The sequence below is a fragment of the Candidatus Tisiphia endosymbiont of Temnostethus pusillus genome (assembly GCF_964264675.1).
GTDB lineage: Bacteria > Pseudomonadota > Alphaproteobacteria > Rickettsiales > Rickettsiaceae > Tisiphia.
Genome location: NZ_OZ183472.1, coordinates 162,875 through 180,397, shown reverse-complemented (window position 1 = coordinate 180,397; position 17,523 = coordinate 162,875). Strand labels below are relative to the sequence as shown.

At 30.5% G+C, this 17,523-nt stretch carries 20 protein-coding genes and 2 tRNA genes; 5 read left to right on the top strand and 17 right to left on the bottom strand.

Features of this window, described 5'->3' with window-relative positions:
• The 6 genes from ACFEL2_RS00870 to ACFEL2_RS00840 form a co-directional block, all read right to left on the bottom strand.
• Nucleotides 1-453 carry a TrbG/VirB9 family P-type conjugative transfer protein gene (locus ACFEL2_RS00870; protein WP_341751373.1) on the bottom strand — a complete coding sequence of 151 codons (453 nt, stop codon included), beginning with the start codon at nucleotides 451-453 and terminating at the stop codon, nucleotides 1-3.
• Nucleotides 440-1,159, bottom strand: coding sequence for a virB8 family protein (locus tag ACFEL2_RS00865; RefSeq protein ID WP_341751374.1), 720 nt, complete (start codon nucleotides 1,157-1,159; stop codon nucleotides 440-442). Before ACFEL2_RS00865 ends, ACFEL2_RS00870 begins: the two co-directional genes overlap by 14 nt.
• 407 nt (nucleotides 1,160-1,566) lie before the next feature.
• Nucleotides 1,567-2,022, bottom strand: coding sequence for an outer membrane lipid asymmetry maintenance protein MlaD (gene mlaD, locus ACFEL2_RS00860; RefSeq protein ID WP_341751375.1), 456 nt, complete (start codon nucleotides 2,020-2,022; stop codon nucleotides 1,567-1,569).
• Entirely contained in the window at nucleotides 2,022-2,363 is a 342-nt protein-coding gene (locus ACFEL2_RS00855) for a complex I NDUFA12 subunit family protein (RefSeq protein WP_341748339.1), read from the bottom strand. Before ACFEL2_RS00855 ends, mlaD begins: the two co-directional genes overlap by 1 nt.
• Nucleotides 2,351-2,959, bottom strand: a complete 609-nt coding sequence (locus tag ACFEL2_RS00850) for a ribonuclease HI (protein ID WP_341751376.1) — start codon at nucleotides 2,957-2,959, stop codon at nucleotides 2,351-2,353. Before ACFEL2_RS00850 ends, ACFEL2_RS00855 begins: the two co-directional genes overlap by 13 nt.
• 140 nt (nucleotides 2,960-3,099) lie before the next feature.
• Nucleotides 3,100-3,606, bottom strand: a complete 507-nt coding sequence (locus ACFEL2_RS00840; protein ID WP_341748341.1) for a DNA-3-methyladenine glycosylase — start codon at nucleotides 3,604-3,606, stop codon at nucleotides 3,100-3,102.
• A 153-nt stretch (nucleotides 3,607-3,759) separates the two neighbouring features.
• On the opposite strand from ACFEL2_RS00840, the gene ACFEL2_RS00835 reads away from it, so the two are divergent.
• Both ACFEL2_RS00835 and ACFEL2_RS00830 read left to right on the top strand, forming a co-directional pair.
• Nucleotides 3,760-3,963, top strand: coding sequence for a hypothetical protein (locus tag ACFEL2_RS00835; protein WP_341748342.1), 204 nt, complete (start codon nucleotides 3,760-3,762; stop codon nucleotides 3,961-3,963).
• 80 nt (nucleotides 3,964-4,043) lie between these two features.
• Nucleotides 4,044-4,118: transfer RNA gene (locus ACFEL2_RS00830), tRNA-Ala, on the top strand.
• Nucleotides 4,119-4,141: 23 nt separating this feature from the next.
• Here the strand turns inward: ACFEL2_RS00830 and ACFEL2_RS00825 are convergent.
• Nucleotides 4,142-4,585 (bottom strand): hypothetical protein, encoded by a 444-nt coding sequence (locus tag ACFEL2_RS00825; protein WP_375332031.1) that lies wholly within the window; start codon nucleotides 4,583-4,585, stop codon nucleotides 4,142-4,144.
• A 673-nt stretch (nucleotides 4,586-5,258) separates the two neighbouring features.
• Nucleotides 5,259-6,215, bottom strand: coding sequence for an IS110 family transposase (locus ACFEL2_RS00820; RefSeq protein WP_375331608.1), 957 nt, complete (start codon nucleotides 6,213-6,215; stop codon nucleotides 5,259-5,261).
• A 420-nt stretch (nucleotides 6,216-6,635) separates the two neighbouring features.
• Between ACFEL2_RS00820 and ACFEL2_RS00815 the strand changes: the two genes are divergently transcribed.
• The gene (locus ACFEL2_RS00815; protein WP_341751381.1) at nucleotides 6,636-6,878 is read left to right on the top strand and encodes a hypothetical protein; all 243 of its coding nucleotides are present in this window, start codon (nucleotides 6,636-6,638) and stop codon (nucleotides 6,876-6,878) included.
• A 513-nt stretch (nucleotides 6,879-7,391) separates the two neighbouring features.
• On the opposite strand, the gene ACFEL2_RS00810 is transcribed toward ACFEL2_RS00815, so the two are convergent.
• Nucleotides 7,392-7,468 (bottom strand) — tRNA-Arg (locus tag ACFEL2_RS00810).
• Between the two features lie 622 nt (nucleotides 7,469-8,090).
• On the opposite strand from ACFEL2_RS00810, the gene ACFEL2_RS00805 reads away from it, so the two are divergent.
• On the top strand, nucleotides 8,091-8,324 hold the full coding sequence (locus ACFEL2_RS00805) for a hypothetical protein (RefSeq protein ID WP_375332030.1): 234 nt from the start codon (nucleotides 8,091-8,093) through the stop codon (nucleotides 8,322-8,324).
• A 53-nt stretch (nucleotides 8,325-8,377) separates the two neighbouring features.
• On the opposite strand, the gene ACFEL2_RS00800 is transcribed toward ACFEL2_RS00805, so the two are convergent.
• The 5 genes from ACFEL2_RS00800 to ACFEL2_RS00780 all read right to left on the bottom strand — a co-directional run bounded on the left by ACFEL2_RS00800 (nucleotide 8,378) and on the right by ACFEL2_RS00780 (nucleotide 11,628).
• Entirely contained in the window at nucleotides 8,378-8,977 is a 600-nt protein-coding gene (locus ACFEL2_RS00800; RefSeq protein WP_342259898.1) for a phosphatidylglycerophosphatase A, read from the bottom strand.
• Between the two features lie 8 nt (nucleotides 8,978-8,985).
• Nucleotides 8,986-10,206, bottom strand: coding sequence for an aspartate kinase (locus ACFEL2_RS00795; protein ID WP_375332029.1), 1,221 nt, complete (start codon nucleotides 10,204-10,206; stop codon nucleotides 8,986-8,988).
• A gap of 158 nt (nucleotides 10,207-10,364) precedes the next feature.
• Complete coding sequence (gene rpmA, locus ACFEL2_RS00790; protein ID WP_341755317.1) at nucleotides 10,365-10,613, bottom strand: 50S ribosomal protein L27; 249 nt, start codon at nucleotides 10,611-10,613, stop codon at nucleotides 10,365-10,367.
• A gap of 24 nt (nucleotides 10,614-10,637) precedes the next feature.
• Nucleotides 10,638-10,955 (bottom strand): 50S ribosomal protein L21, encoded by a 318-nt coding sequence (gene rplU, locus ACFEL2_RS00785; protein WP_341751386.1) that lies wholly within the window; start codon nucleotides 10,953-10,955, stop codon nucleotides 10,638-10,640.
• A gap of 343 nt (nucleotides 10,956-11,298) precedes the next feature.
• Nucleotides 11,299-11,628 (bottom strand): hypothetical protein, encoded by a 330-nt coding sequence (locus ACFEL2_RS00780; protein WP_375332028.1) that lies wholly within the window; start codon nucleotides 11,626-11,628, stop codon nucleotides 11,299-11,301.
• Nucleotides 11,629-12,167: 539 nt separating this feature from the next.
• Here ACFEL2_RS00780 and ACFEL2_RS00775 point away from each other — a divergent pair.
• A complete protein-coding gene (locus ACFEL2_RS00775; RefSeq protein WP_341755318.1) occupies nucleotides 12,168-12,587 on the top strand; it encodes a helix-turn-helix transcriptional regulator in 420 nt (139 codons plus the stop codon).
• Nucleotides 12,588-12,646: 59 nt separating this feature from the next.
• Here the strand turns inward: ACFEL2_RS00775 and ACFEL2_RS00770 are convergent, their stop codons facing one another.
• From ACFEL2_RS00770 to ACFEL2_RS00760, 3 genes are all read right to left on the bottom strand, one after another.
• Nucleotides 12,647-14,956 carry an NB-ARC domain-containing protein gene (locus ACFEL2_RS00770; RefSeq protein WP_375332027.1) on the bottom strand — a complete coding sequence of 770 codons (2,310 nt, stop codon included), beginning with the start codon at nucleotides 14,954-14,956 and terminating at the stop codon, nucleotides 12,647-12,649.
• Nucleotides 14,953-16,341, bottom strand: a complete 1,389-nt coding sequence (locus ACFEL2_RS00765) for a hypothetical protein (protein ID WP_341751391.1) — start codon at nucleotides 16,339-16,341, stop codon at nucleotides 14,953-14,955. The genes ACFEL2_RS00770 and ACFEL2_RS00765 overlap by 4 nt, the downstream gene beginning before the upstream one ends.
• A 566-nt stretch (nucleotides 16,342-16,907) precedes the next feature.
• Entirely contained in the window at nucleotides 16,908-17,390 is a 483-nt protein-coding gene (locus ACFEL2_RS00760; RefSeq protein ID WP_341751392.1) for a hypothetical protein, read from the bottom strand.
• Nucleotides 17,391-17,523: the final 133 nt, after the last annotated feature.

The following is a 17,523-nucleotide window of genomic DNA, read 5'->3' as shown; positions in this document are numbered from 1 at the left end:
TTATTGTGAAGTACTAAACCTTTTTTTAGGATAATAAAACCTAACTACATATACCAAGTCCTTTTCACGACCTTCTTCCAATTCTTTGGATACAACATCGAATTGGTAAGTCCTTTTATTAGTTATGATAGTCATATTTGTTCTAATGTTTTTTTCCAATGGCTTAATGAATAATCTATTTGCCAACGGAGTCATTTTCCAAGCATAGGATTCCCCTAGAACAATATTTTGGATCTCCTCATTTTTGGCAAATTCTATACTTGACTGAAAACCAAAATGCAGAACTAATAAATAAACTTCATTAGGATTATGTATATAAGTTTTAATTCTGTTATCAGTAGTTATGGCTAGATCATCTACATCATTATCTATATGCATATTACCTGCACAAGCGTTGGCAATAACCGAATGTAATAATATTGCCGCTACGAAAAGAAGTCTAGCTATTATCATCATCTACCCTATAATCATTAACTTGAAAACCTACTGGATTAATATCTCGATCTGCATCTGTTAATTCCATTGGAATATATGCGTAACTTACCACAGCTATTTTATTGAAAACCGTTTTATTGCCTGTTGTTTCATTAATAGAGAACCTAACCATATATTTATTTTTTTCTACTCCTGACCAAGATTTAATTATTAAAAAAGTTGTGTTGTTTTGACCATATATTAAAACTGGATTTACATCTTTATTTTGTATATATCCTAGATAGTTATAATATACTGAACTTGAAGATAATAATCTAACGCTTTTCCTTGCTTCAGTATCAAAATCAACAGGATTATATGTTTCTCTAGCTATGAGGTATTTTTTAATAAAATACCTTGAAAGTGCCTCGTCACCGTTTAGTATCTCCGAAGATATTGGATTTACAATCGTTGCCATTCCCGTACTATCATCAATTTGGATAACAAAAGGACTAAACTCTCTTGAATTTACCACTATAGTTACCGCTGCTATGGATGCCATTATAAGTATTATTAGTAATATAGATAATACCAACAAGATATTACGTTGTACAATTAACCTATCAGATCTTTCCTCGTACCAATTCCTAGTAGCTTTAACAAAGTTATTAGACTGAACGCTTTGGTTCTCTACCACATCAGAAGGTGATTTTAGTATATTTAATATATTAGCTAACTTAAACATTGTACATCCCCACTACTTGTAAAACCTAAGACAAGTTAGTGAATAAATTAATTCAAACAATATAATCATAAATTCTCAATATTTTTGCAGTATACACTAATTTCGAGCTACACTAATAGGTTATTTGTCATAATTCAAAAATATTATTTAACCTCAATTCGATATAAGAATTAGTAATTCTTATATCGAATTGGCTTCTTATAATGAAGAATGCATTCTTGAAGCGGCTGGCACGAATGCATTTTAATCTATTACCGCTAATAATTTTATTTTTATACTTATAAAAATAAAATTATTAGCAAATTAATATTTAACAATCAGGTGGGCAGCCGCTTCAAACCTGATTGTTTCTATATATATCAATATATCCCGGAAGTTCGATGTAACTTGTTACATCGAACTTTCGGTTACTTACGACCACTACCAAAGGAATAGATTAATTTACCTATTAAGGATTCAATATTAACTGCTGACTGGGTGTATTTTATCTGATCACCTCCAGCCAAATTTTCTTCAGATGAACCGGGAGTTACGGATATATATCTACTACCAAGTATTCCACTTGTGACTATTGCTATACTAGTGTCTTTAGGTAACTTTATATCATTATTGATGTTAATGGTTAATAAGGCAAAAAAGCTAGTTTTATCTAGAGTTATGTTAGTTACTGATCCGATTTTTATACCCGCTAACATCACACTACTGCCTTGAACTATCCCTTCCGCATTCTGAAAATTTGCCTTAACTATATACCCAGATGCAACTTTTGATGAGTTACCAATTTTATAAGCAAAAACAAAAAAGGCTAAAGCAACTAGTATTACTATAAAGCCAACTAAAGTTTCTATAACATTATGTTTCATTATTTTGATTTATCTAAAGGTTTCCAGCTACTATATTTAGCTTCAGTTGTACTATTTTTTATTAGGTTATGAGATAAGCTAGTGCCAGTAATATTAGGGAGATAATTTTGTTGCCAGTCAAATTTATTATTGTTAGTTGGTACTTCATTAGTCATATAATGCAACCAAGCATGCCACATGGGAGGAACTTTCGATGCTTCCACTTTACCTTTATAAACCACCTGTCTTCTGGCTTGACCTAAATAATTCTGTTTTTTACTTTGATAATATTTGTTACCAAATTGATCTTTTCCAATCTCCTTAGAGAAAATAGGTATAAAAAAATTATCTATGAATGACATTTAAGTATTTTTATAGCAGTTTCTTTTCCTTGCACAGCTAGTCTATCAGCCACTTCATTACCTTCATTATTATTGTGACCTTTAACCCAATTCCAAATAATATAGTGTTTACTTAACTCTTCGTACAATTTTTTCCATAAATCAACATTCTTGACGGGATCATTGTTGTTTTTATGCCAGTTATTTTTTATCCATGTGTTAATCCACTGTGTTATTCCAAGCTGTAAATACTTACTATCTGTGTAAACTTCTACATAGCATGATTTTTTAAGAACTTTTAATGCTTCAATTACTGCTGTCATTTCCATTTGATTATTAGTGGTATATAGTTCATGACCGAATATACTCTTCTGCTTTAAAGGCAAGCTATCACGAAACTTCGTAGAGTTCTCACATATATCTAACATGTTTAACTTTTTTTTGTTATACCAATTTTTCAAAGCATTTGTATCTAGCTCTACACTAGCTCCATGAAACTGTAATAACGCTCCCCAGCCACCTGGTCCAGGATTACCTGAGCAAGCTCCATCAGTGTATATGGTAACCTTAGGCAAAGTAGCTTGACTCTTTGAAATACTTGGGTCTTGTATATTCATTATAATTTAACCTGAGTTATGCGAATTCGCGTAAATTATATAGTCAATTCAGGAGGATTTGGTGCTAGGAGCGATGGAGCGACGCCTATATGTAATAGGCGAGCGACGAGTGACGACGTCACCAACTTCTCATCAATTGACTATACCTCTAAATAACGCCAAAGTCTGTCTGTACCTTTGCTAATACCAATCCTAGGAGTATTAATAAATTTAGGGGTATTACCTACATCAATAATACAAAAAGACTTATTACTAGTTACATCTTGACCATTTTGGGTTTTATTAATTCCAAGAGTACGACATAATTTACCAGGTCCATCAAGTAAAACTTGTAAAGGACTATATTGATACACTCCCCTAATTAATACAGCAGCTGGAAATCCCTGTTGTTCTGTTACTATATTTAAACAATAATACATACCATAAATCAAATATACATATGCATGACCTGCAGAACCATACATAATCTTTGTGCGAGGTGTTATACCCTTTGCTGCATGACAAGCAGGATCATCTTCTCCAACATAAGCTTCTGTTTCAATAATTCGTGCTTCTATATTACCAAAGCACAAAACCTTTCCAAGTAACTCTTGTGAGACAATAAGCGTATTTCTTTCATAAAATGTTTTTGGAAGTATTTTAAACATCTTAGTGGTTTAATAAAATATGATATAATTGTATTGATGCACTATAATTCACTATTACATCATTTCACAGCTTTTTCTTGACAAATATTAAAGGTAAGATATTTTGTACTTAGATTTGTATATTATAGAAAGATATTTGAGATTATTACATATATGTCAAAAGCTAAAACAGCATCTAAAAATAACCCAACCTCTAGAGAACAGGCAAAGGAGTATTTTCATAATGGACAAAAAATTAGGCCTGTAAAACTTATATCCGGTAAATCTTCTTTTTTGGCAGCAGAATATGATGTATCAGGAGATTTGGTACTTGGATCTGATGGCAAGGCATTACCTTGGGACAGAACAAAAATTTAGCCTAAATATTAAGTTTTCAAACAAGTTTGTTGACCTTACATGTAAAAAGGTATATAAGCTACCTATCATTAATATGGTTTGGGGATGTAGCTCAGGGGTAGAGCATCTGCTTTGCACGCAGAGGGTCGGGGGTTCGATTCCCTTCGTCTCCACCACTCTCCTATTTTAATTAATAAGTTTATTCATCTATATTTAAATTTGGTTTTTTACTACCAAATGTATGGTATCTCTTACAATAAGTAGCAGCAACGTATAAAAAATAATCATCTTTTATATCTATCTTTTGCAAAAGTACTTTTTCATAAGACCTTGTGTAAGTAGTAACGGTGATTAGGTTAGCAGATGACAAAGTACCAAGTACAGACCAAAATAACGTATTAATTGGTGTATATAGCAAGTCCTCGTCAATTAGAATGATGACAGATTTATCACTACAAGTCATTACTCGGCGAATTAATTTGCCAAGAGTACAATAATCATAAGGTCCTTTAGATTCAATAATTTCTACTACTGTTAATCCTTCTTGTTGGCTGGTAATAATGACATCATCTCTAAGATTAAGGTCATAAGCTGGATCAGAAAAAATTATTGCTTTGGAAGGTAAAGTTGTTTTATCTGTCATGATGGTATCCCCTTTATGATTAAACTTAAAGTTATTAAGTTTTAACCACCAAAGAATCTTGAGAGATTACTTTGGCGATCGGGGAGTTAGTAAAACTGCCGCTAGACAGCTACGTTAGCCTTTAGGCCTAAGGTTTACACCTTAAGCCTTGAACATAGCTAACATCTCCCCGACCATTACAGTCGAGGATACATCATTTAATGGTTGATGCTTACCACTAACGGACTACAGGTTACTACACCCCAAAGTAACTTTGCAGTTACTTCACTTTTAATTTTAAACTATACTCCCCTAAAGTCAATAACAGTTTTTTTACTGTGAATTGTTATTTTCGTTGTCTTCCTTGGTACGTTCATTACATTCTTTTATAGGTATAATATTTTAGTTCTTTTTATTTTTATAATTTTATCTTAGCATCCAACATAATTTTATATTACACAACTGTGAATTCATGACATGCAACAAAAAATAATTTGTTTTTTAAGATTTTGTTGCATTTAACTTTAATTTTAGCTTTGTAAGTGATATACTCACCTTACGCATAACCCCCATGGCAATTTAAAAATTGCAGAAAAGTATACAAGGCGTCTATTAGCGAGACCACGTAAGTGTAGTGGCAATCCACATTTATTGGATCAACTATGTTCGCAATAAAAATTTAAATAAATTTGGTTTAAATTTTTATTGCTTCTGCAGAGCTAGTTAAATCACGTAACTTAGCGTTTGCAATCACAATGATTTTCCGCATTAATGCTACCATCGCCACCATTTTCTTTTTTCCTCTATTGATCAATTTTTCATAAAATACCTTCAGTTCAGAGTTAGAATTTCTAGCAGCCATAGCAGCTACAAACAACATAGGTCTAACAAAACTTCTACCATGACCTGTATGTCTATATCCGCTATATCTACCGCTATCATTAGATATTGGTGCAACACCTACTAATGATGCTATTTGTTTGCGGTTCAATGTACCAAGTTCAGGTAACAAAGCTATAAGCTCATTAGATACTACTGTGCCTATACCACTAATAGTTTGCAGTGTCTCTTTCTTAGCCTGCAAGAGTTTATCTTTTGCTATTAAGTCATCTATTTTTTTAGTAATAGATGCAATTTGTTCTTCTAGTACTTCGATTATTTTAACACAACTAGACTTGATTAAATCAGCTTTCGGGGACTGAAACCTATTTTTTTCTGCAATCAACATTTGTTTGAGGTCGTTCCTACGTCCGACTAATTCATACAAGTTTAAAGCTTGCTTAGATTGTACTTTAAATAGTTCTAATCTTTCTGACCGTTCAAAACCATAAAGTGCTAGAGCTTTAGCATCAAGACTATCAGTTTTAGCTGCATTCCCAAAAGACCTAATAAAGTTTTTAACTTTGCGAGTATTGGCTCTATGTACAGCAAAACCCTGATTGCAAAGCGTTAGTAATAGTTCCATTTCATATCCACCTGTGGTTTCTAAAACACACAATGCAGAACTAATCTCTTTTTTGTAATCCTTGATAAAATCAGCTATTCCATTAGAGTTGTTATTATATTCTTTAGTTTCTTTTTTTCCATGAATAGCAACAACAAAATTGAATTTTCCTATATCAAGACCAATAAAATTATTATATAATGGCATAATACCTCGAAGACTTTTAATGTTTACGATTGTAAGCGGGAGTGCAAAGGCATCCCAATCAACTATTCAAACGTCTCGGGGATTTGGGCTAGAGTACCAAGATCCATACGATCTTAAGACCAATTGCTTCACGGTCGCTCACGCCTGCACAGCGATAGTCATTTAGTATTATTAATGACTATCGCTGTAATACCCCCTTATAAGTCAGTATAAATCATTATTTATATTGACTTCAACATCTATTATATCATACTTTTAACTTACAATTGCTTCGTCGGCTCACGCCTCCTCGCAATGACTCTAGGCTATTCTTGCTATGCCTTTTAAATGCCCTGCGTAAGGTGAGTTATATAGTTTTGTAAACGATGATTTTTTAAATGAAGATATCTACAATTTACGGGTTAATTATTTTAAGGCTATATGAGATTAGAAAAGTGGTTAGAGCTGCAACAAATGCAAATTCATATATTTGCTAAGAAAATAGGTAAGAATAGAAGTCAAGTACATAAATATATCCATGAAGATGTTATGCCAATGCATGATGTCATTGTTAAAATTTATATTGCAACTTTGGGGGCAGTTTCAGCTAATGATTTCCATAGGCTTTCTGATAAATTATTTGAGAAAGAAAAATTACATGCTAATTCTTTTCATGATGATTAGTAGATCAATCGTAATTAACATATCAAAATCCAATCTATAATTTCTTTTAAATCTTGACTATATGGGCTTGTTGACATTTTCTCTCTTCTTTATATTATATTCTGTCACCTAATTCAATCTGATTTACTATATAATTATTTAGTTAGCAATTAAAACTATAGGTTATTATTTCTATTGTATTTGTAATCTAAGTATGTACAATGCAATAATCTACGATTGAATTATGCTATTTCATATGTTACTATATAGACATGAGTTTATAATTCATTTACTAGAATGGCAAGAAAAAATCGCTACATGAAAGCAAGTTGATCAATTTATTGGAAAAATTTTCTTCTCTGAGATTGGCAAAAGGTTACACATGGCAACAACTTACTGATTTAATTGAGGTAACCCATCAACAATTAGTGAGATAAGGTTTCCTTTATGCTATTGTCTGAAGTAGCTACATTAATAGCACATCAGCCAGTAAAGCCATAATATGGATGGTCGCACAGATGTGGAAAGAGTGTTTGGCGCACCCGAGAGGAGTCGAACCCCTAACCTTATGATCCGTAGTCATATACTCTATCCAATTGAGCTACGGGTGCTATATATACTCTTCTGTTTTAAAGAATTGCTTTTTGAGATATTATTGGATTCACGTACCAAAGTACGCTGAGTGCGTTCCTAATTCATTTTCAATTCGTAAGACCATTCGAGTATACTTGAATCCTAGAGAGCATAGTGTGTTCATTTTTATAAAACATCTTAAAATTGAAAATTTTTAGAAAGAGTATACTATATCCCTAAACTCCTATTATGTCAAGATCATAAGTTTCCAAACCTAGAACAGAGCAGTTTAAAAATCGTAACTGTGAGTAGAAAGAAGGTGCAAATGTTTAGAACAGGAATAAAAGAACTAAAAGATACTGCAAGCTAGGAGATAAGGTATCTAGAAAGGGATAAAGATAGTAAGAAAGAGTTGTAATGAATAGTTGTAAAATGTAAAAGTTTGTATAAAATACTCCGTTAATAGATTTACAACTTAAAATAACGGAGCTATTTATAAGCATAATTACATATTTAGAAAAAGTCAAAGATTTTAGAAAAGTGCGGGAACGAAGGTACGATACTGTAAGTGTAGTTAAACTAATAGTAGCAGGGTTGTTAAGCAATAAGAATAACTTAGAATAGATATCCAGGTTTGCAAAAAGTTTTAGCAAAGAAGAATTGTTAAAATTTAACAGAAGTCATTGGTCATGCGAAAATAATTTAAACTGGATAAAAGATAAGGTTTTTGAAGAAGATAAGTCAACTATTAGTACTGGAGAAGCTCCGTTAATAATGTCATTATTGAGGACAATAACTCTTGCTATAATAGCTATATTTTCAAACAAAATTACTGAAACTAGAGAAAATTTTAACAATTACAGACATAGGTTATTTAAATTATTTTCAACTTAAAGTTGGAATTTTTAAACTGCCCTGAACCTAGAACAGCCTAATTAAAATATTATTTAGCCAAACCAATTTATTAAAGTAAAAGTGATAGCATAATGCATGACTGAAGCAAAGATTGCTGCTGCAATGTCATCTACCATAATACCAACACCCCCTTTGATATTAGCATCGAGCCAATTTATTGGCCATGGTTTTATTATATCAAAAAATCTAAATAACACTAAGGGCAAAGCAAATAAAAAGATAAAATTTATTAGTTGTGAACTTAAATATTTTGTAAGTCCTGAGTAGTTTACGAAAACCACAGAAAAACAACTTAGTATTATTGTTAGCATTTGACCAACTACCTCATCAATCACCACTTCTTTTGGATCGTCCTGTGTATCATACTGTATGTATATTGAAGAGAAGTACGTGCCTAATATAAATAACAATAGGCAAATCAAAAGAGTAATAATAAAGAGAGTAATAAGTTGTGCTTGTAAAGTTGTGAAATTAGTAAATGAAAAAATTAGTTGATTAGTTATAGAAAGATATAAGATCAAGTAGCACAAAGGGAAAGCAGCTAAAGACCCAAATGTACCAGGACAATATTTTATTCTACCTATATAGAAAAAAGTTACAAAAAGTTCTACAAATTTTTTTCTTTTAGACATAATTCTGCTTAATTTTCTGATAATTCAAATAATTGATGCAAACAACGTATTGTTTTCTCGGTATCTAGGTCTTTTATTAGGATAGAAATTTTAATTTCTGAGATTTGTATCTTTTTCACTGATATATTTTCTTTTTCTAGTTCATTTAATACCATACCAAGTAGAGTCTGATCATTTTTAATACCATAACCAATAATTGATACTATAGAAATTTGACTGTCAATGATAAAATTATTTATTTGATTAGTATTTTTTAGATCATCTAGTAAATGTTGTAATTTATTTTTATCGGATAGTTGGATAATGAAACTATATTGTATATTTGTCTTAATATTTTCCATTAATTCTAGGTGAATATTATGGTCAGCGATGAGTTTGCATATCTTAGAAAAACTCAATTGGGAGGATACCAGTAATTGTAATAAATTTTTGTTGGAAGTAATACCAGTAATTTGCCTATTTTCCATAATTTTATCTCTAGATGTTATTAGTGTACCATTTTTTTCATGGTATAATGGGAATAAAAACGACGATAAAACGCGTATGGGTACATTATATCTAATAGCAACCTCTAAGGAACGTGGATGCAACACTTTAGCTCCACAAGATGTAAATTCTAGCATTTCTTCAAAACTAATCTGTGATAATTTTGTTGCTCCCGGGACAATGCGAGGATCGGCAGTAAACACTCCTTCCACATCAGTGTATATATCACATCTATCAGCTTTCATAGCAGCTGCAATTAAAGAGGCGGTAGTATCTGATCCTCCTCGACCAAGCGTTGTCAACCTATTATTATTCGTAACACCTTGGAATCCAGCAACTATTGGAATGATGTTTTGCTTAATACATTCTATTAACAAACTAGTAGAGAGTTGTTCAACCAAAGCTTTGCTATAATTATCATTGGTTAGAATCGGTAATTGCCATGCCAGCACAGATCTTGCACTCATGCCTTGTTCTTGTAGTTTAAGGGCTAGTAAAGATGCTGTTACCATCTCCCCGCTACAAAGAGCGACATCATATTCTGCGAGTTCTGAATTGGTCTTAAGACTAGAGACTTCATTACATAGAGTAACTAGTTGGTTGGTAACCCCGGTCATAGCTGAAACGACAATTATTACTTGATTGCCATGCTGCTTTTCAAGCTTAATTATTGGAATAATTTCTTTTATTCTTGCAATGTTAGCAACGGAAGTTCCACCAAATTTTTGAACTATTATTGACATAAATCTGCAAGCGTAATTTTCGATGTCATTCCTACGTAGGTAGCAGAACCTAAAAAAATAGACCAAGAGGGTTTTTTAAACTTTTTTAGACCCCTGTCTACGCAGGGGTAACATTGTGTGGTGAATAGGGATGACATCTGCAGGCAGAAATAGCATCATCACTGCACAATATTGACTATTTTATAGTCTCTCTTACTAGAAAATTCTACTTTGCCTGCAATCAATGCAAATAACGTATGATCTCTACCAAGTCCAACATTTTTACCTGGGTAAAATTTAGTACCACGTTGTCTAACAATAATGTTACCTGGTATCACATATTGTCCATCATATTTTTTAACACCCAACCTACGACCGATCGAGTCTCTGCCGTTTCTAGAACTACCACCAGCTTTTTTAGTTGCCATTTATATATCCTTAAATAAATCCTATTATAGTTTAGTAATGTCTAATATTTTCAGTTCGGTCAATTCCTGCCTATGACCAGTCTTGCGACGATAATTCTGACGACGTTTTTTCTTAAAGACAATAACCTTACTATCTTTAAACTGGTTAGTAATTTCGGCAGTAACAAGAGCTCCTTTAACCATTGGCGTACCTATAAAAGATGGCTTTGAATCTTCACCAATCATCAATATTTGGTCAAATTGGATTTTTGCACCTCTTTCACCGTCAATTTTTTCTACTTTGATGACACTGTTTTTGCCGACTTTATACTGTTTCCCGCCTGATTTGACGATTGCGAACATGAAAAATATCCTAACTAAAATTTAAACAAATTAAGTCGACATTATATTACCAGCAACTATTTTAGTCAATAGCAATTCGTAATTAAATAGATAATGCTATAAATAAAAGATAGCCCGTATTATTTATAATAATACAGTTTCTAATCATTATTATTGACCTTGTATTGTTGACATGATTAGTATACTCTTCTGCTCCTACGAATTGTTTTTTGAAAATACCATGGATTCGCATGTTCACCATTCATTTTCAAATCCAATTCTTCAAATCATTTGAGTATAACAACGATAGTTGCTTGCCTTATCACAACCACACATTCTGTCTTCTTATAATTTTATTTTGGTTTTAACTATTACTTATTTTGGATTTATTTGTTGACTCTTCAGTTGTCTTACACTTTTCTTGTTGTTCAAGTATGCTCAAAATACTTTTGATATACAGTTCGATATCCTCTAAGTGATACACTACGCTTAAAATGTTATCATCTCTTTTACTGGTTACAGCACTTAACTGTTGTAGTTCTTTAAATAAACGAGATGTATCTGCCTTAGCTTTGCCAAATATATTTGAGAAATCTTTACTAGTTATATTTATCTGATGCAAATATTTCAAAGATATTAAGATTAATAAACCTTCAATAATAATTAATATTATTGCTAAGTATTGCTGACACATTCTAATTTCTTATTGTTTTGTTATGATATCGCTTCAACATGTTTTTTTTGTGAACTATCTTGTTCTTTTAATATTGGGATTAAAATATCTTGAGTTGCATCTTGCTGTTCCATACATACTACCCCAATTCGTAATAAGAATTAGTTAATTCTTATTACGAATTGGCTTTAATATAAGGAAAAATGCATTCTTGAAGCAATTCTGCAAGTGCATTTTAACTTTTTTCACCATTCAATATGTGATTTTAATTATTAAAATCACATATTGAATGGAGTGTTATATTTTAACAATCAGGTGGGCAGCCGCTTCAAACCTGACTGTTTCTATATATAACACTGAATTCGATGTAACAAGTTACATCGAATTCAGGTTATTTAAATAAATACTTTGATAAACTACTTTACCTTGTACAAACTTTAGTATATCAATACAGTTAATACTTATAATATTATGCATAATAATATACATTTATTTTTAGTGTATATAAATACATAATATTGTCAACTGAAATGTCTAACTAAATTCATTTATTTATAAGAATGTCACACTTAATTATTAAGAAAAATATTGAAAGGCTATTAAAAGAAAAAAATTGGCGTGTTGCTGATCTTGAAAATAAGATTGGACAAGGTAGAAGCGTTACAAATATATTCAGGGGTACTTCCAAAAATCCTACTATAGAAGTATTGCAATCTATAGCAGGTGCTTTTAATATTGAAATTCAAGAATTATTATTAGATCACGATAACCAAGATTCTATACTTAATATTTCTTTGCTTCGTGATACTTGTGATAAAATCATTAATGAACTTGAGCTAATTCACTATCCTATTGCTGTAAGGTATAGTAACGTATTTGCTCTTATTAAAGAAGTATACGAATACTCTTCACAGTTGAGTTTAAATAAAGCTGATGAAAATTTTACTAAATGGCTTATTCAAAAACATTATAAAAAATAATTCTAATATTTAGATTAACACTGGGTTCTAGAGCATTATTCACTTCAGACAATATGCTTTTATGGGCATACTCCATATAATTTTTTACTCCTAGGGTGATCAGAACCAAAATATGTCAAAAGAAGTGAGTAAAAATAAGTGCATTGTATATGTCTGTCACTTTTATTGGTTAATTTCGTAGCAGTTTTTGCTGCCTGAGAGAAGGCATAACTTACATTATCCATATTGCCGATGTTTTTGATATTAAATATATTCCAATAAATATTTTTAGCTAATCTATAATTAATCATAGCCTCTTCTGCTTTCCCTAAAGTACTTAATATATTTGCTTTTACTACTAAAGCATTAGCTAAAAATATATCTATGGAATTCTCTAACTCATTTTCCCTATTGTTTCTATCTTGGTCTTGTATCAGTATATCAACTGCTTTTACTATATGTTTCCAAGCATCATTCTGCCTCTTTAGTCCTAATTCAGATTTTGACAACTCTGTTAAACAATATGCTATTGTTGTAGATGTGATATCTTTAATTTCATTTAGATCACTACTCATTATCTTAGTATATACATCGTTAGTTATAGCGTAAGCCTCTTCAAATCTTTGCATATTATTTAGTATCTCTGCTTGCAAAGTATAAATGGGTGCAAGCCATGCATTTTCTTGTCTTAATTCTACATCACTTATTTGTGCCAATATCCTAGATTTATTTAGCTGAGCTTTTTCTTTACTTATCGTATCTATAATTGCTAATAAAGCCTGCTGATACTTCCCTTGAGTTAATAATATTCTAGCCATACCATAATCTATCATGCTTGCTTTATGCATAAAGTTTTTATTATTAAGCATTATACTTTGTATAATATGTAAGTTATCTTCTGCCTCCTTTATTTGCCCTGTGAATACCTGAACTTGAAACATTTCATAATAAATTGATGATTTTGCTACCTCATTGTTTGGTAAACTATTTATGGCGTTTTTAGCCTTCACTAAATATTGCATGACTATATCTGAATGGTGATTAACAACAAAGTATTCATATCGTCCTATACGTCCTAAATACCTACTATACGCTACTTGCTCTAATTCTGTCATATTTTGCCAAATCAACTTATGTTCGTGTTCTTTAAACCAACTTACCATTTTTTTGGCATTATATGGTTCTCTAGAACGTAAGTAGTAGCCAAGTAGGCTATTATGCAAGACCATGCTTGTATAAATATTACTATTATACTTATCTGCATTAGCTAGCAGTACTTCTACATTACTTTCAAAGGTATTATCCTGCATAATTAAATAAAATTGATTTACCATCTCCCCTGACATTAAATGTTGTATTTTAATAAGTAGTTTATCAATAGTTTTCTTATTAGTAGCTAAATCGTATATATTTAATATCTCATATTTTACTGCATCATGCATTCGAAATACTTTTTTATTTCTATTGTTACTAATTTGTTCAATTAAACCAAATCTTACTATCTCATCAATTAAATCGGATAATTTCTCCTTATCATCTACTAGATGTTCTAGTAAATTATTACCTATTTTTTGATTATTTAATAACGCCATATAGTATAATAGTGTTTTGGCTTCTGATGTAATTTCATTTAATACTATTGATAAATGTGCATTTAATTTGTTATCATGTTTTCGTATATAATTTATATACTCTTTGATTGTCATGTGGTTATTGCTTTGTAAAAAAATAGCACTATGTCCAATTATATTAGTTGGATAACCTTTTAAATTACATGCCAAATCTTTTTTAAATTCCTCTGATCGCTCGTCTATAAGCTTATTAATTGCCATAAAAATGTCTTTTTCTTGTAAATAAGGAACTGAGATTCTTGGTAGTAAATATTGACTATCTTGCGAACAAATCATAATATGTCCATTATGATGCCAATCAATAATATCCTTAATTTTGTTATTTTCATTAATATGTAAATTATCGAATATTAATAACCACTTCCCCTGAGGTTTAAGATATGTCATAAGGTTTTGTTTAACGCTTCCGGTACTTTCTGAAATGAAACACCCCGTTTTTGAACATATTTTTTGATTTATTTCTTTGGCCAATAAAACAAATTGTGGGATTAAATCTATACTTGCATCTAAAAACGCAATAATATCGTAATCTTGTTGATATTTTTGTGCATATTTTCTAGCTATTTCACTTTTTCCTATACCACTGATACCTGTAATACCTACTATTTTGTCTCTTATTAATAACTTTCTTATGTTGTTAATTTGTTCTTCATGATTAACGAAATAGTATACTGGCTCTTCTTTATTAAAAAGAAGTACTGCATATGCTTCACAAGTAGAAATTACTACTATAAATAGTAATAGTATAAAGTTTTTCATTTTAAGTCGTTAAGTTTTCTATACTTATTCATTTTAATTATCTGTGCCTTTTGGGTAGTGTCGGTATTTAACTCTGTTGGTACATTATCTAATTTTATTTCTATTGTTGTAGAGTACTTATTTTTAGTTACTTGACAATTTATTTTAAAACTTTTTAACAAAATAAATATTTGTCCCAAATTTAATATGTATAAATTAGCTGTATCATTAAATATTTTTTCAGAATATCTTACTGCTAAATTTTGGTCTAAACTAAACCCTTCACCGATAAAGGTAATCAAGTTGTTTTGAAATATTAACTTTACACATCTCGATCTTTCTGTATTTTTATTAAAGTACAAGATATTAGATAATACACTAACCATAATTTGGTTAAATATTTCCGATTCAAAAGGCACTTCAAGTGTCTCTATATTACTGACTATATCTAATTTAATATTAGAATTATAGCAAGCTGTGTATCCTGTATAATAACTTTGTAGATATAAAATTATCGGAGTTAGTTTTATTGTATGGTAGTTAATTTCATTGTGGGACTCTAATGTTGTTATTGGTAATGGAAAATATTCACTATTATATCCTAGTTCTTCTTCTACATTAACAGTATTAGAGATATTAAATGATTTTTTATTATTACTACTTTTAGAATAGTGATAACATTTTAGAGTAAACTCTTCGTTTATTTTGTGAAATAATAGAATATTTTTACTATGTTCCATACTGTTAGTTAAATCTGTCTCTAACTTGTTAAGTTTAAGTTTAATTTTTTTATCTCTATAAGATAGATACAATACTATCATACATAGTACTAAAATTGTAAATACAGAACCTATATTTAATAATAAAATTTGCTGCTTAACCCTAGAGATAGCTTGTTGTGTATAATAAGAATTAGGAGAAATTTGTATTGAGATATTATAAGTGAGGTCTTTATTAATGTAATACTGCTTGTTCACACTCTCCTGAAATTCTACCACACCATTAGATATAATTGAATGATTATTAATAGTAATATTGTATTTAAATGCTTGGTTTGATACTATATCTAGTAGTTCTTGTAGAGTGGTATAAGGTAGATCATTCTTGCCATACACGCTATTTGGTATATGATACTTCGAAATGAAAACATGATTCCTAATATGTTCTTTTAAAATAGAGATTTGATCAGATATATCATTACTACTTAATATATAATTAATATTAAATTTATCAACTAAAAGCGATCTAATTATATTATGATATTCTTCTAATTTTATTAGGTTTTGCTGATGATATTCATGATTGATACAACGACGTACCAATATATTTGTTAATATAACAAAGCTACTCACAAATATCATAGATATTGCACTTGCTTTTAAAATGTTCTTCCTTTTAATAAACATTTTTGTTTTTTTCGTTCATGATTTAATAACATTTTGTTAAGTATTATGGAAAGCAATTTAAGCTCAATAGTATGTAATACCAATCCTCGAATTTATATTTAGCAAATAATTCATACAACAAATCGATTTAATTAGTGAAGCATTTAAATATCTCCCATGCAGCTCACTTCCTCATACATGGAATAATCTTTCGGAAAAACATCACACTTTAAAGGATAATCTTCTATCTGTGTACTATGATCTACACCCCCCAAAAACTTTTATACACTCAATATTCTCAGCACGCAATGCCCTTTTTATGCCATCATGATCAGTTTTTTTATCAAAAACACTAAAACAGCCCCATTATCATTTTCATAAATTTTGCTTGCGTATAACCGAGCATCTGCATTTATTTTAAGTTCTAGAAAACATGAGCCTAATCATTTTAACCCCATTAAGGTTAGGATTTTTTACTATACCTTTCTTTAAAGCAGTGGTAAATTGTTGCTGCTCGGATATCTCTAATGATCCTAACAGTTCAGGGTCAATGCTAGTATAATTATTATGTTTCTTACTAAGACGTACTACAACATCTTTATTCTTTGTTGTATATGATACTTCGTCAGAAATGTTCCAACTTTGATAAGTTTCTTGGTGATTATCAGACTTTTTATCATGAAAAAAGCGAGTAATTTTTTTAATATTTTGATAACACTTTCCTCGCCCTTCTTTAAATGCTCACGAATTAATACAAGATTATATAATTGTCTCCAAAATTTTAATTGTTCCATTGAATTCTTATCCATTTCTTGAACAAACTTTGATACAAATTCCTCTAGAATCTTTATATATTTTATTTTTTCTCCATTAGTTATATTAGTTGCATCAAGGGAACATAAAATATGATTGACTATAAAATTTCCTATTTTACTCGTACCTAAAGAGCTATTTAAAATTGCTTGTAATTTATCATCAAATTGTTGTTGTTTAATACTAGAGTCATGTACTGAACTACTAGCTAATAAGCTAACACTTGTAGACACTTTTGTAGAGTGTTTATGTTTCATATAAGAACCAGTGTTAAGAATGAGCCGTTTTGCTGCCACTTAGAATTAAATTACGCGAATTCGGGATATATTGAAACTCAAGGTGAGTAACGTCTTACATTCTACACGCTAAAGACATATGGGGTTTTACGGC

Coding starts and splice junctions, on each gene's coding strand:
- ACFEL2_RS00835 (WP_341748342.1), top strand. CDS start 3,760: ATGTCAAAAGCTAAAACAGCATCTAAAAATAACCCAACCTCTAGAGAA.
- ACFEL2_RS00760 (WP_341751392.1), bottom strand. CDS start 17,390: ATGAAACATAAACACTCTACAAAAGTGTCTACAAGTGTTAGCTTATTA.
- ACFEL2_RS00795 (WP_375332029.1), bottom strand. CDS start 10,206: ATGTCAATAATAGTTCAAAAATTTGGTGGAACTTCCGTTGCTAACATT.
- ACFEL2_RS00765 (WP_341751391.1), bottom strand. CDS start 16,341: ATGTTTATTAAAAGGAAGAACATTTTAAAAGCAAGTGCAATATCTATG.
- ACFEL2_RS00820 (WP_375331608.1), bottom strand. CDS start 6,215: ATGCCATTATATAATAATTTTATTGGTCTTGATATAGGAAAATTCAAT.
- ACFEL2_RS00775 (WP_341755318.1), top strand. CDS start 12,168: ATGTCACACTTAATTATTAAGAAAAATATTGAAAGGCTATTAAAAGAA.
- ACFEL2_RS00780 (WP_375332028.1), bottom strand. CDS start 11,628: ATGTGTCAGCAATACTTAGCAATAATATTAATTATTATTGAAGGTTTA.
- rpmA (WP_341755317.1), bottom strand. CDS start 10,613: ATGGCAACTAAAAAAGCTGGTGGTAGTTCTAGAAACGGCAGAGACTCG.
- ACFEL2_RS00850 (WP_341751376.1), bottom strand. CDS start 2,959: ATGAATATACAAGACCCAAGTATTTCAAAGAGTCAAGCTACTTTGCCT.
- ACFEL2_RS00840 (WP_341748341.1), bottom strand. CDS start 3,606: ATGTTTAAAATACTTCCAAAAACATTTTATGAAAGAAATACGCTTATT.
- ACFEL2_RS00865 (WP_341751374.1), bottom strand. CDS start 1,159: ATGTTTAAGTTAGCTAATATATTAAATATACTAAAATCACCTTCTGAT.
- ACFEL2_RS00870 (WP_341751373.1), bottom strand. CDS start 453: ATGATAATAGCTAGACTTCTTTTCGTAGCGGCAATATTATTACATTCG.
- ACFEL2_RS00800 (WP_342259898.1), bottom strand. CDS start 8,977: ATGTCTAAAAGAAAAAAATTTGTAGAACTTTTTGTAACTTTTTTCTAT.
- ACFEL2_RS00825 (WP_375332031.1), bottom strand. CDS start 4,585: ATGACAGATAAAACAACTTTACCTTCCAAAGCAATAATTTTTTCTGAT.
- ACFEL2_RS00855 (WP_341748339.1), bottom strand. CDS start 2,363: ATGTCATTCATAGATAATTTTTTTATACCTATTTTCTCTAAGGAGATT.
- ACFEL2_RS00770 (WP_375332027.1), bottom strand. CDS start 14,956: ATGAAAAACTTTATACTATTACTATTTATAGTAGTAATTTCTACTTGT.
- ACFEL2_RS00815 (WP_341751381.1), top strand. CDS start 6,636: ATGAGATTAGAAAAGTGGTTAGAGCTGCAACAAATGCAAATTCATATA.
- rplU (WP_341751386.1), bottom strand. CDS start 10,955: ATGTTCGCAATCGTCAAATCAGGCGGGAAACAGTATAAAGTCGGCAAA.
- mlaD (WP_341751375.1), bottom strand. CDS start 2,022: ATGAAACATAATGTTATAGAAACTTTAGTTGGCTTTATAGTAATACTA.